13 protein-coding genes are annotated in these 11,979 nt (G+C 69.1%); 5 read left to right on the top strand and 8 right to left on the bottom strand.

Annotated elements, in window-relative coordinates; all coding sequences use genetic code 11:
• Positions 1–31 precede the first annotated feature (31 nt).
• On the bottom strand, positions 32–1,570 hold the full coding sequence (locus AC1RIF_RS24625; protein ID WP_492603993.1) for a class I adenylate-forming enzyme family protein: 1,539 nt from the start codon (positions 1,568–1,570) through the stop codon (positions 32–34).
• 136 nt (positions 1,571–1,706) lie between these two features.
• On the opposite strand from AC1RIF_RS24625, the gene AC1RIF_RS24620 reads away from it, so the two are divergent.
• On the top strand, positions 1,707–3,377 hold the full coding sequence (locus AC1RIF_RS24620; protein WP_492603992.1) for an acyl-CoA dehydrogenase family protein: 1,671 nt from the start codon (positions 1,707–1,709) through the stop codon (positions 3,375–3,377).
• A 31-nt stretch (positions 3,378–3,408) separates the two neighbouring features.
• Here the strand turns inward: AC1RIF_RS24620 and AC1RIF_RS24615 are convergent, their stop codons facing one another.
• From AC1RIF_RS24615 to infC, 7 genes are all read right to left on the bottom strand, one after another.
• On the bottom strand, positions 3,409–3,879 hold the full coding sequence (locus AC1RIF_RS24615) for a PspA/IM30 family protein (RefSeq protein WP_492603991.1): 471 nt from the start codon (positions 3,877–3,879) through the stop codon (positions 3,409–3,411).
• 71 nt (positions 3,880–3,950) lie between these two features.
• Entirely contained in the window at positions 3,951–6,440 is a 2,490-nt protein-coding gene (gene pheT, locus AC1RIF_RS24610) for a phenylalanine--tRNA ligase subunit beta (protein ID WP_492603990.1), read from the bottom strand.
• A gap of 55 nt (positions 6,441–6,495) precedes the next feature.
• A complete protein-coding gene (gene pheS / locus AC1RIF_RS24605) occupies positions 6,496–7,566 on the bottom strand; it encodes a phenylalanine--tRNA ligase subunit alpha (RefSeq protein ID WP_492603989.1) in 1,071 nt (356 codons plus the stop codon).
• Between the two features lie 104 nt (positions 7,567–7,670).
• Complete coding sequence (locus tag AC1RIF_RS24600; RefSeq protein ID WP_492603988.1) at positions 7,671–8,471, bottom strand: TrmH family RNA methyltransferase; 801 nt, start codon at positions 8,469–8,471, stop codon at positions 7,671–7,673.
• Positions 8,472–8,494: 23 nt separating this feature from the next.
• Positions 8,495–8,884 carry a 50S ribosomal protein L20 gene (gene rplT, locus AC1RIF_RS24595; protein ID WP_174910529.1) on the bottom strand — a complete coding sequence of 130 codons (390 nt, stop codon included), beginning with the start codon at positions 8,882–8,884 and terminating at the stop codon, positions 8,495–8,497.
• Positions 8,885–8,946: 62 nt separating this feature from the next.
• Positions 8,947–9,141, bottom strand: a complete 195-nt coding sequence (gene rpmI / locus AC1RIF_RS24590; RefSeq protein ID WP_492603987.1) for a 50S ribosomal protein L35 — start codon at positions 9,139–9,141, stop codon at positions 8,947–8,949.
• A gap of 54 nt (positions 9,142–9,195) precedes the next feature.
• Positions 9,196–9,846, bottom strand: a complete 651-nt coding sequence (gene infC / locus AC1RIF_RS24585; RefSeq protein WP_492604022.1) for a translation initiation factor IF-3 — start codon at positions 9,844–9,846, stop codon at positions 9,196–9,198.
• 366 nt (positions 9,847–10,212) lie between these two features.
• Here infC and AC1RIF_RS24580 point away from each other — a divergent pair, with 366 nt between their 5' ends.
• The 4 genes from AC1RIF_RS24580 to AC1RIF_RS24565 all read left to right on the top strand — a co-directional run bounded on the left by AC1RIF_RS24580 (position 10,213) and on the right by AC1RIF_RS24565 (position 11,891).
• Positions 10,213–10,590 carry a DUF1844 domain-containing protein gene (locus tag AC1RIF_RS24580; RefSeq protein ID WP_492603986.1) on the top strand — a complete coding sequence of 126 codons (378 nt, stop codon included), beginning with the start codon at positions 10,213–10,215 and terminating at the stop codon, positions 10,588–10,590.
• Positions 10,591–10,658: 68 nt separating this feature from the next.
• A complete protein-coding gene (locus tag AC1RIF_RS24575; RefSeq protein WP_492603985.1) occupies positions 10,659–11,081 on the top strand; it encodes a DUF1801 domain-containing protein in 423 nt (140 codons plus the stop codon).
• A 237-nt stretch (positions 11,082–11,318) separates the two neighbouring features.
• Entirely contained in the window at positions 11,319–11,450 is a 132-nt protein-coding gene (locus tag AC1RIF_RS24570; protein WP_492603984.1) for a hypothetical protein, read from the top strand.
• A gap of 318 nt (positions 11,451–11,768) precedes the next feature.
• Complete coding sequence (locus AC1RIF_RS24565; RefSeq protein ID WP_492603983.1) at positions 11,769–11,891, top strand: hypothetical protein; 123 nt, start codon at positions 11,769–11,771, stop codon at positions 11,889–11,891.
• The last annotated feature ends 88 nt before the right edge of the window (positions 11,892–11,979 follow it).

Raw genomic sequence — 11,979 nt, 5'->3', positions numbered from 1 at the left:
CTCATTCATAGCGGGTTTCCCGGTGCCCGGATCACCCGGGAAGCACGGCCTCACGCAGCACATGCTTGGTCAGCTTGCCCGACGGATTCCGCGGCAACGCATCGACGAGCACCAGCTCCCGGGGCATCTTGTACCGGGCGAGCTTGCCTGACAGGTACAAGCGCAGATCCTCGAGTTCCAGTGTCCTCCCCTCGACAGGCACGACGACGGCGACCACTGTCTCGCCCCACTCCTGGTGCGGCCGGCCGATCACCGCGACGTCGAGAATGTCGTCGTGCGGCCGGATCGCCTCCTCGACCTCCTGCGAGTAGACGTTCTCGCCCCCGGTGATGACGACGTCCTTGAGACGGTCGACGATGAACAGGTACCCGTCGGCATCGACCCGCGCGACATCGCCGCTGCGGTACCAGCGCCCGTCGAACACATCCTCGGTGGCGGCGTCGTTGTCGAGGTAGCCGCGCATCCGGGTGTCGGCACTGAGCCAGATCTCACCGGTCTCCCCCGGTCCCGCGTCCGCGCCGTCGGGTCGGACCACCCGCAGGTCCACGCCTGGCATCCCGCCGCGACCGATCGATCCCGCCTTCTCGACCTGCTCGTGCGGATAGAGCGCGGTGCCGACCGGCCCCATCTCGCTCATCCCGTACACCTGGTAGAAGTCCTCCGAGCCGTAGACGCGGGCGAGCAGCTGCGCGGTCTCGGCGCCGATCGGCGCACCGCCGTACAGCCAGCGCCGGACCGAACTCAGGTCGTACGACGACAGATCGATCCCCTGCGCCTTCGCGACCTGCACCGGGGCGAGGTAGGCGATGGGAGCGCCGAAGAACGCGGTGATCCGCTCCCGCTGCACGGTCTCGAGGAACTCGATCGGGTGGTACTCCCGCAGCAGGACGACCGTGCCGCCGAGGAACAGCGTCGTCAGCATCCAGTTGTTCAGTGGCGACGCATGCCAGATCGGCATCGCGAGCAGGAAGCGGTCGTCGCGCTCGAGGCCGACGGTCGCGACGATCAGCGGCGGCACCGACGTGATCGACCGATGGGTGTGGATACAGCCCTTGGGTGCGCTGGTCGTGCCGGATGTGTAGAGGATCTGCGCGACGTCCTCCTCGCTGCCGTCGACACCGTCCCACTCGGGCGCCGCCTCGACGGCCGCATCGAAGTCGTCCGACGCGTCGCCGCCCCCTCCGTGCGTGGCCATCTCGGTGAGCAGCCAGCGGGTGTCCGACGCCCCATCGCGGGCGGCGGAGACCAGGTCCGCCGAGACGACGCCGACGCGCGCACCGCTGTGACCGATCGTGTACGCGACCTCGGGCGCGGTGAGTTTGTGGTTCACCGGCACGAGCACGCCGCCTGCGCGCCAGATCCCGAACGCGGCGATCACGAAGCCCGGCGAGTTGTACGTCATCACCGCGACCCGGTCACCGGGCCGGACACCCTCACGACGGAACACCTCGGCCGCCCGCCGGGATGCGGAGTCCAGTTCCCGGTAGGTGATGCGGCGCGAGCCGTAGACGAGCGCTTCCTTCTCGGGAAACTTTCTGCAGGCGCTCTCGAGCAGCACGTTCAGATGCACCGGGTTCTCCTCAACTCTTCGACGGGCGGCGACCGGACCCGCGTCCGGTGCGACCGTTGCCCGTCACGCGAATCCGTTCTACAGTCACCAGAAAGAATTGAATCACGATTCATAGCTTGGCGGAAGGGTCTAGGACATGACGGCAACACAGGACTCCACGATCACGGCGAACGGCGGACACCGCACACACGAAGTGTTCAACCAGGCGCCACCGCGGGTCGACGTCAACGAGTTCACGGCCAACCGGGCGCTCGTCGAGGGCGTCGCACGCTACGACGCCGACTGGTCGGCCGAGCACCTGTCGGAGGTCGGTGCGCTCGTCGGCACCGCCGAGTTCCAGCACTCCGCCGAACTCGCCAACACCGAGATTCCCCGCCTGCACTCGCACGATCGGTACGGCCACCGCATCGACGAGGTCGAATACCACCCGGCCTACCACCGGGTGATCTCGGCCGCCGTCGAGCACGGGGCGCACACCGCGGCGTGGGCGGAGCCGCGCGCCGGCGCGAACGTCGCCCGCGCCGCTACGTTCATGCTGTTCGCGCAGATCGAGCCCGGGCATGCATGCCCGATCTCGATGACGCACTCGGCGGTCCCGTCACTGATGCTCGACCCGGAGCTCGCACAGCGCTGGCTGCCACGCCTGTACTCCCGCGGGTACGACGGCGCGCTCGCGGCGCCCGGCGACAAGCCCGGCGTCCTGTTCGGCATGGCGATGACCGAGAAGCAGGGCGGCTCCGACGTCCGCGCCAACACGACGACCGCGCAGCCGCTCGCCGATCGCACCTACCTGCTGACCGGGCACAAGTGGTTCTGTTCGGCGCCGATGTCCGACGCGTTCCTCGTCCTCGCGAACGCACCCGAGGGGCTGTCGTGCTTCCTCGTGCCGCGGGTCCTCGAGGACGGCACCCGCAACGTGTTCCGTATCCAGCGACTCAAGGACAAGCTCGGCAACAAGTCGAACGCGTCGTCCGAGATCGAACTCGACAACACCATCGGTCACCTGGTCGGCGAGCCCGGCCGTGGCGTGCGCACGATCATCGAGATGGTCTCCCGTACCCGGCTCGACTGCGTGTACGGCTCGACCGCGGGCATGCGACAGTCGGTGGCCGAGGCCCTGTGGCACGTGCGGCACCGGTCCGCGTTCGGCGCGACACTCGTCGATCAGCCGGCCATGACGGCGGTGGCCGCCGACCTGGCACTCGAGTCCGAGGCAGCGACGGCGACCGCGCTGCGTCTGGCCCGCGCCCACGACGACGATGCGACCGAGTCCGAGAAGGCGTTCCGCCGGTTGGCGACCGCGGTCAGCAAGTACTGGATCTGTAAGCGCGGGCCGCACCACGCCTACGAGTCGCTCGAATGCCTCGGCGGCAACGGCTACACCGAGGCGTTCCCGCTGGCACGCCGGTTCCGCGAGCAGCCGGTGATGGCGGTGTGGGAGGGATCGGGCAACGTCATCGCGCTCGACGTCCTGCGCGCGATGACCCGCGAGCCGGAGTCGGTGCAGGCGTTCGACGCCGAACTGAACCTCGCGCGCGGCGCGTCGTCGGTGTTCGACGCGCACCTCGATCGGGTCCGCGCCATGCTCGCCGAACTCGCGACGCTCGACCAGGCGTCCGCGCAGCTGCGGGCGCGACCGGTCGCCGCGGCCATGGCGCTCGGCCTGCAGGGTTCGCTACTGCTGCGCACCGCCCCCACCGCCGTCGCGGAGGCATTCGTCACCGCGCGTCTCGGCGCCGATCGTGACCTGGAGTACGGAACCCTCCCCGCGGGAACCGATTTCGCGGCAATCCTCGAACGTCACTGAGGTCGGGCGTCACTGAGGTCGGGCGGTCGGGCTACTCGCCCTTCATCGAGCGGCGGATCTCGTCGAGCTTGTCGCGGCCGGCCTTCTCGCGTGCCTGCCACTGCTCGTCGAGGTCGCGCCCGGCGCCGCTGTCGCGCTCCAGTTCCTCGGAGCCGAGGGCGGTGCCGAACCGTTCCTCGATCCTGTCGCGTACCCGGTCGAACGTGGGGACGCCGGCCTCGGTGTAGTCCGGCGCGGGACCCGACGGCACCGAACCCGACGGCACCGACCCCCCGGCCATCGTCAGCGGTGGCGGCACCTCCGGCGGGATCGCGGGACGCGACGGGTCGGGCGGCAGGTCGGGGGTGTGGCCCCCACCCCTGTACAGCTCGGACAGCGCGAACGCGGCCGCGTGCACCGGAGACAGTCCGGGACGGTCCCCGGTGACCGCCAGCACCAGCGCCAGCAGTTCCGCGTCGCTCGCGCTCCGAAGCTGCGCGAGGACATCATCCATATCGACCATGAGGGGCTCCTCCCAGTAGCGCTTTCCAGGCTACCGAGAGGAGCCCCTCGTCGGTCGATCGATCTCCGGTCTCAGCCGCGGAGCACGGCTCCCACCGCATCAGAGGCGGCGGCGACGGCCGCGTCACGCGCCGCGCTGGCCTCGTCCTCGGTCAGCGTGCGATCGGCGCCGCGGAAGCGCAGCGCGAACGCCAGCGACTTGCGGCCCTCGCCCACCTGCTCGCCCTCGAACACGTCGAACAGGCGTATGTCCTCGAGCAGTTCGCCACCGCCCGAACGGAGCGCAGCCTCGACGGCCGCGGCCGGCACCGACGTGTCGACGACCACTGCGACGTCCTGCAGCACGGCCGGGAACGGCGAGACCCGCGGGGACGGCAGCACCTCCGCGATCGGCAGCGCGTCCAGATCGATCTCGACCGCGCACGTCCGCGCCGGGAGACCGGCACGCTCGAGCACCGCCGGATGCAACTCGCCCGCATGACCGACCACTGCACCGTCGAACAGCACCTCGGCGCAGCGACCCGGATGCCACGGCAGGTACTGCGCGGCACGCAGTTCCACGGTGACACCGGCGGCGTCGGCGACAGTGCGGACCGCGGCGAACGCGTCCGACGCCTCGGCAGCACGCCCCGCGCCCCACGGTCCGGACGGCTCCCGCTGACCCGCGAGGACGACGGCCACATGCAGCGGCTGCGCCGGCAGCGACTTCAGCAGTTCGGCGATCTGCTCGTCGGTGGGGCGACGGTCCACCGGCAGCGCCTCGACCGGCTTGGTGTCCGGACCCGGCAGCACCACCTGCGCGATGCCGTACAGCGCCAGGTCGCGCTGGCCACGAGAGTTGTTGCGCGCCAGAACCTCCAGCATGCCGGGCAGTAGCGTGGTGTTCAGCTCGGGGCGATCCGACTCGAGCGGGTTGAGCACCCTGGTGGTGTTTCGACGCGGGTCGTCGGCGTCGAGTCCCCACGTGTCGAACACCGCGTGCGGCAGGAACACCGGCGGCAGGATCTCCACGTAGCCCGACGCGGCCAGCGTGCGACCGACGGCGCGGCGACGACGCTGCTTCGGGGTCAGTCCCCGGCCCGCGGGGGCATGCGGCAGCACCGACGGAATCTGCTCGAGCCCCTCGAGGCGCAGCACCTCCTCGACCAGATCGGCGGGCTGCACCAGGTCGGGACGCCACGACGGCGGGGTGACGACCAACTGGCCGTGTCCGGTCTCGCTGACGCCGACCTCGACGACGCAGCCGATCTGGGTCAGACGTCGTGCGGCGGTGCCGTTCGGGTAGGTCACGCCTGCGACGCGGTCCGGCAGATCGATGTCCATGCGGATCGGGCCGGCCGGGGTCACGCCGCCCACATCACTGAGGACGGGCTCGATGGTGCCGCCCGCGATCTCCACGAGGAGCACGGCCGCGCGATCGAGCGCCGGCAGGGCCACCTCGGGGTCGACGTTCCGCTCGTAGCGCTTGCTGGCCTCGCTCGTCAGCTTGTGCCGGCGTGCGGTCTTGAACACCGCCAGCGGATCCCACGTCGCCGACTCGAGCAGGATGTCGGTGGTGCCGTCGTGGACCTCGGTGGTGGCACCACCCATGACACCGGCAAGCGAGATCGCGCCGGAGTTGTCGGCGATGACGACGTCCTCGGCATCGAGGGTGCGCTCGACACCGTCGAGCGTGGTCAGCTTCTCCCCCGCCTCGGCGCGCCGGACGACGAGGCCGCCGTCGACCTTCGCTGCGTCGAACGCGTGCAGCGGCTGGCCGAGTTCGAGCAGGACGTAGTTGGTGACGTCGACGGCCGGCGAGATCGGGCGCACGCCCGACAGCAGCAGCCGCCGCTGCAGCCACCACGGGCTGACTGCCTTCGGATCGATGCTGGTGATCCGGCGGGCCGTGAAGCGGGTGGCCTTCGACTCGGGCTGCAGCTCGATCGGCCACGCCTCGCCGCCGTCCGCGGGCAGCGCCGGGACGACCGCCGGGTCGGCGAACTCGAGGTCGAAGCCGCACGCGAGCTCACGGGTCAGACCACGGACCGAGAAGCAGTAGCCGCGGTCCGGGGTGATGTTGAGCTCGATGATCGTGTCGTCGAGGCCCAGGAGCTCGTTCGCGTCGGTTCCCGGCTCGGCCGTGCCCGGCTCGAGGACCAGGATCCCCGAGTGGTCCTTGCCGATACCCAGCTCGGACGCCGAGCACATCATGCCGTTGGACACCTGGCCGTACGTCTTGCGGGACGCGATCGCGAAACCGCCGGGGAGCACGGCGCCGGGAAGTGCCGCGACGACCAGGTCACCCTCACCGAAGTTGCGTGCACCGCACACGATCTCCTGCGGCTCGTCGGCACCGACGTCGACCTTGCAGAAGCGGATCGGCTTCTTGAACTCGGTGAGCTCGGTGATCTCCAGGACCCGGCCCACCACCAGCGGACCGGACACCGGCTCGAGGGTGTCGACCTCCTCGACCTCGAGACCGACACGGACGAACCCGGCGTCCAACTCCTCGGCGGTCACCTGCCACTCGGGGGTCGCCCGCTGCAGGATCTCGGTCAGCCACGATTGCGCTACTCGCACGTCTTCTCAGCTCTCTCGCTCGTGAAGTCTGTAGTTCTCTGGGCGTTCCGGCCGCTCAGGCCTGCACACCGAAGGGCAGCGTGAAACGCACGTCGCCCTCGACGATGTCCCGCATGTCCGGGATGCCGTTGCGGAACTGCAGGGTCCGCTCGAGACCCATGCCGAACGCGAAACCGGAGTACTCGTCGGGGTCGATCCCACACGCGCGCAGCACGTTCGGATTCACCATTCCGCAGCCGCCCCACTCGACCCAGCCGGCGCCGCCCTTCTTGTCCGGGAACCACACGTCGACCTCCGCGGAGGGCTCGGTGAACGGGAAGTAGTTGGGGCGCATCCGGGTCCGGGTGTCCGGACCGAACAGTGCGCGCGCGAAAGCGTCCAGTGTGCCGCGCAGGTTCGCCATCGTCAGGCCCTTGTCCACGGCGAGACCCTCGACCTGCGAGAACACCGGGGTGTGGGTGGCGTCGAGCTCGTCGGTGCGGAACGTGCGGCCCGGGCACACGACGTAGATCGGCACCTCGCGCTCGAGCATCGTGCGCACCTGCACCGGCGACGTGTGCGTGCGGAGCACCTGCCGCGAGTTCGGCGGGGCGATGTGGAAGGTGTCCTGCATCGTCCGCGCCGGATGATCAGGCAGGAAGTTCAGCGCGTCGAAGTTGAAGTGCTCGGTCTCGACCTCGGGACCCTCGGCGACCTCCCAGCCCATCGCGACGAACACGTCGGCGATCTGGTCGGAGATGATCGTGATCGGATGCCGCGCACCCGCCGGACGACGATCCGACGGCAACGTGACGTCGATGGCCTCCGCGACGAGCACCGCGGCGTCACGCTCGGCGAGCAGGACTTCCCGGCGGGCATCGAAGGCAGTGCTGACGCGGGTCCGCGCGACGTTGACGCGCTTACCGGCGTCCGCCCGCTCGTTCCCGGGCAGCGCGCCCAGGCCACGCTTGGCGAGCGCGATCGGCGCCTTGTCACCGAGATGTTCGATCTTCGCCTTGGCGAGCGCATCGAGGTCGGCGGCGGCCGCGAAGGCCTCCTCTGCCGCGAGCGCCGCGGCGGCGAGCGCCTCCTCGGTGAGCGCGTTCGCATCGACAGTCGGCGGGGCTACGCCCTCATTCTTGGCCACGACCGGTGCAACTCCTTGTCTATCGATGGATAAAACGCGCGCGAGCACAACACTCGAATCCTAGGCGATTGCCCCAGGACGACTCGAACGAGTTCGAGGACCGGTCACGACCCTCGATGTTGGACGCGCGCGCTGGCGTAGAGGCAGATGGACGCGGCCGTCGCGAGGTTGAGGCTCTCCGCGCGCCCACGGATGGGGATCCGCACCCGGTGATCGGCGCGCGCCGCGACCGCAGGATCGAGGCCGTGCGCCTCGTTGCCGAACAGCCAGGCCGTGGGACTGGCCAGCAGGTCGTCGGCCTCGTCCAGGTCGACCTCACCGTCGGCGGCGGTCGCGAGGATCTGGATACCGGCAGCCGACAGCGCGTCGAGCACCACGTCGGTGTTCCGCTCGCGCACGATCGGCAGGTGGAACAGGCTCCCGGCGGAGGACCGCACGCACTTACCGTTGTGCGGGTCGACGCTGTCACCCGCGAGGATCGCCGCGTCGGCGCCCACCGCGTCCGCGACCCGGATGACGGTGCCCGCGTTACCGGGCTCGGCGATCGCCACCGGCACCGCGAGCAGGCGTGTCGTGCCGGACAGCGCGGCGTCCAGCGGCACGTCCAGCAGGTCGCAGACCGCGACGACGCCCGGCGGGGTGACGGTGTCGCTCAGGGCCCGGATCGCGCGATCGGTGACGAGCGAGCTGCGGACGCCGGCAACGCGCGCCTTCTCGATCAGATCGGGGTATCGCTCGGCCGCATTCTCGGTGAAGAAGAGCTCGTGGACCGGCACGGATGCGAGCGCCTCGGTGACCGCGTTCTCGCCCTCGGCGAGGAACCGGCCCGCCTTCCTGCGCTCTGCGCCGCGCAGGAGCTTGACAGCAGAAACGACCCGCGGAGTCCGTTCGGTGAACGGATCCACGGGTCGATTCCGGAACTGCTGACTCAGGCCGCTTCTCCGGCCGGAGCGTTGACGTCGGCCGGCAGAGCAGCCTTCGCGACGGCAACCAGGCCGGCGAACGCCTCGGCGTCGGAGACCGCGAGCTCGGCGAGGATCTTGCGGTCGACCTCGACACCCGCAGCCTTCAGGCCCTGGATGAAGCGGTTGTAGGTGATGTCGTTGGCGCGAGCCGCAGCGTTGATACGCGCGATCCACAGCTTCCGGAAGTCGCCCTTGCGCGCGCGACGGTCACGGTAGGCGTAGGTCATCGAGTGGAGCTGCTGCTCCTTGGCCTTGCGGTACAGGCGCGAACGCTGTCCGCGGTAGCCGCTCGAGGCCTCGAGAATCGAACGACGCTTCTTCTGGGCGTTGACTGCCCTCTTTACGCGTGCCACTGCAAAATCCTGTCAATCTTCGGGGCGCGGGTGCGGCCCCGTGTGGTCAGTAGGAGAAGTGCTCAGATGCCGAGCAGGCGCTTGATGCGAGGAGCATCGCTGTCGCTGACGACGGCCTTGCCGTCGAGGCGACGGGTCACGCGGGAGCTCTTGTGCTCGAGCAGGTGGCGACGTCCGGCCTTCTGGCGCAGGATCTTTCCGCTACCGGACACCTTGAATCGCTTCGCGGTGCCGCTATGGGTCTTCGACTTGGGCATGGAGTCCTCAGTTCTTGTGTTCTCTGTACTTCGGTCTTGCGTGAAGTGGTCTGGCTAGCTACTCGGCGTGGGAGCAGCGCCACCGTCACCGGCCGCCGGCTTCGGCGGAACGGCCTGGGCGCCTTCCTGTGCCTTCGCGCGCGTCTTCGCACCCTTGTGCGGTGCCAGCACCATCGTCATGTTTCGACCGTCCTGCTTCGCGGAGGTCTCCACGAAACCGAGGTCGGCGACGTCGGCGCCGAGACGCTGCAGCAGACGGAACCCGAGCTCGGGCCGAGACTGCTCGCGGCCACGGAACATGATCGTGACCTTGACCTTGGATCCGGCCTCGAGGAAGCGAATGACGTTCCGCTTCTTGGTCTCGTAGTCGTGATCGTCGATCTTCGGGCGGAGCTTCTGCTCCTTGATGACGGTCTGCTGCTGGTTCTTGCGCGATTCGCGCGCCTTCTGCGCCGTCTCGTACTTGAACTTGCCGTAGTCCATGATCTTGCAGACCGGCGGACGGGCATCGGGAGCCACCTCGACCAGGTCGAGGTCTGCCTCGAGGGCGACGCGGAGCGCATCTTCAACACGCACGATCCCAACCTGCTCACCGCCGGGTCCGATGAGGCGAACCTCGGGAACGCGGATGCGATCGTTGATGCGGGTCTCAGTGCTGATGGGGCCTCCTAGGTTGAGCGGTGCAGTCCGGTGACCGCGCCGCAGCCCGTGCGCCCTCTACCCCAACAAGAAAGCCCCGCGTCGGCGACTGAATCGCCGTGCGGGGCCCGATGTCGACCGGTCAGACACCAGCCCGAGACTTCGGGGCTGCCGTCCCTTCGCGAGAACGAAGGAGCCGCCCGGAATCACTGATCGGAACGATCAACGCTGGTCCGTGCGGCGACCGGACCACTGAACTGCACCTGACGGTGCCGCGCAGAGGTGGGAGTCGGACTCCACTTTGCTGCCCTGGCCGAGGCCGAGGGCGGTCGTGACGAACAGCGTAGCATCGATCGGGACGCCGATCGAATCGTCTCCGCCCGCATCACCCTGTCGCGGCGGTGCCCCCACGCGGATGGAATCCTCTTCATCATGACGCAGAACCCCGATCCGGCCGATTCCGTCCAGCACGCCGAGGACGATCTCGACGACGTGCGCGAACTCGCCGAGGTTCCCGCAATCGAGGTGATCAGCCGCGCCGCCGTGATGCTGATGAGCTCGGCCGCCGAGAAGCTCGGCCTGTCGGATGCCGACCCGGACAACAGCCCGCACCTCGACCTCGACGAGGCACGCCGCGTGATCACCGCGCTCGCCGGATTGGTCACCGCCTCGGTCGAGTACCTCGGCCCCCACGCCGGCCCGATCCGAGAGGGCCTGCAGGCCCTGCAGCGCGCCTTCCGGGAGGCCTCGGCACACCCCGACGAGCCCGGCAAGGGCCCCGGCGAGAAGTACACCGGGCCGGTCTTCTGACCGCCCGCCGGCACCCGGCCGGCACCGGCACCCCGTCGCCGATGTCGCGGGCGGCCTAGCCTGCACATATGGCCGCAACGAACAAGACCCACGCCACCGCCGCGAGCGTCGCCGAGTTCCTCGACCGGGTCGCGGATCCGACCCGGCGGGCCGACGCGCTCGAGCTGCGATCCCTGATGGAGTCGGCAACCGGGGAACCGGCGACGATGTGGGGGACGAGCATCGTCGGCTTCGGCACACGGTCCTACCGGTACGCGAGCGGCCGGTCAGGCCAGACTCCCCTGATCGGCTTCTCTCCCCGCGCATCCGCGCTGACGCTCTACCTGACCCTCGACTTCGACGCCGAGGCCGCCACCCTCACCGACCTGGGCCCCCACAAGCTCGGCAAGAGTTGCCTGTACATCACCCGCCTCGGCCGAGTCGACAAGGCGACCCTGGTCTCGCTGATCGAGCGATCGGTGGCAGCGGGGCGCAAACTCGACGAGGACTGAAAGCCTCTCGCCGAGAGATACTTCGACGCTCCCCTCACGGCGGAAACTGATCAAACACTCGACTTGGCGCGCCCGGCGCCCGTTCGGCGCAACACGGATAAGCCAACAGCCGACATTCCGCCCGTAACGCCCGTCACATTGATAGCGTCCAACTTGCGTGATCAAGATCACGATCGCGGTTGCGCATCTCCCCCATCGAGCCCTCGATTCCCGGGGGCCGAACCGAAGGAGCTACTCATGGGATCAATCTCCACCATCCTCGGCGGCCTGATGAACGCCATCACCAACGGAGATATCGACATCGCCGCCCTCCTGAGCGGCCTACTCAGCGGATCGGCGGAACAGCAGCAGGGCGGCGGCGGCCAGTAAGCACCATTTCTCGACGGCGGTGGGCACTCATCGAGTACCCACCGCCGCCGGTCCGTTTGCGCCACAAGTGATCCCCGAGCGCGCCGACGGCACCCACTCGCGGGTGCGGGATGCGGGAATCCGCCACACCCGCTCAGATCTGGACATATGTCCGATTTGCCCATCCTCCAGGGGAGACGATCGGGCAAATACGAAATGTGAACGCCTGAAACCGCCCTCGCCGCATCCGCTGTGTTGTAGCGTCCTGATCGCGTGATCCAGGTCACGCAACCCCACCGGGTCCTTTCACTCGAAGGACCGAATCAAAGGAGAAATCGAATGGGTTCCATCACCGAACTTCTCGGCCCCCTGCTCGGCGCGCTCGGCGGCGACTTCGACATCGCGGCTCTGCTCGGCTCCCTGACCAGCGGCTCCGCGGGCCAGCAGCAGGCGCCCGCCTGAGCGCGAGCCAGCTGACAGCTTGACGGCGGTGGGGACCTCGGTCCCCACCGCCGTTCGTGTGTCGCGACCGCCGCAGTCGCGGACGGAA

The sequence above is a fragment of the Prescottella sp. GW823-FHT02E09 genome (assembly GCF_058797375.1).
Note: the sequence above shows the minus strand (reverse complement) of the source record. Positions and strands in the feature narration are given on the sequence as shown.

What these genes read in the sequence shown, in the direction of transcription:
- AC1RIF_RS24620 (WP_492603992.1), top strand. Translation starts at nt 1,707, where the DNA reads ATGACGGCAACACAGGACTCCACGATCACGGCGAACGGCGGACACCGC.
- AC1RIF_RS24575 (WP_492603985.1), top strand. Translation starts at nt 10,659, where the DNA reads ATGGCCGCAACGAACAAGACCCACGCCACCGCCGCGAGCGTCGCCGAG.
- AC1RIF_RS24615 (WP_492603991.1), bottom strand. Translation starts at nt 3,879, where the DNA reads ATGGTCGATATGGATGATGTCCTCGCGCAGCTTCGGAGCGCGAGCGAC.
- AC1RIF_RS24570 (WP_492603984.1), top strand. Translation starts at nt 11,319, where the DNA reads ATGGGATCAATCTCCACCATCCTCGGCGGCCTGATGAACGCCATCACC.
- AC1RIF_RS24565 (WP_492603983.1), top strand. Translation starts at nt 11,769, where the DNA reads ATGGGTTCCATCACCGAACTTCTCGGCCCCCTGCTCGGCGCGCTCGGC.
- rpmI (WP_492603987.1), bottom strand. Translation starts at nt 9,141, where the DNA reads ATGCCCAAGTCGAAGACCCATAGCGGCACCGCGAAGCGATTCAAGGTG.
- AC1RIF_RS24580 (WP_492603986.1), top strand. Translation starts at nt 10,213, where the DNA reads ATGACGCAGAACCCCGATCCGGCCGATTCCGTCCAGCACGCCGAGGAC.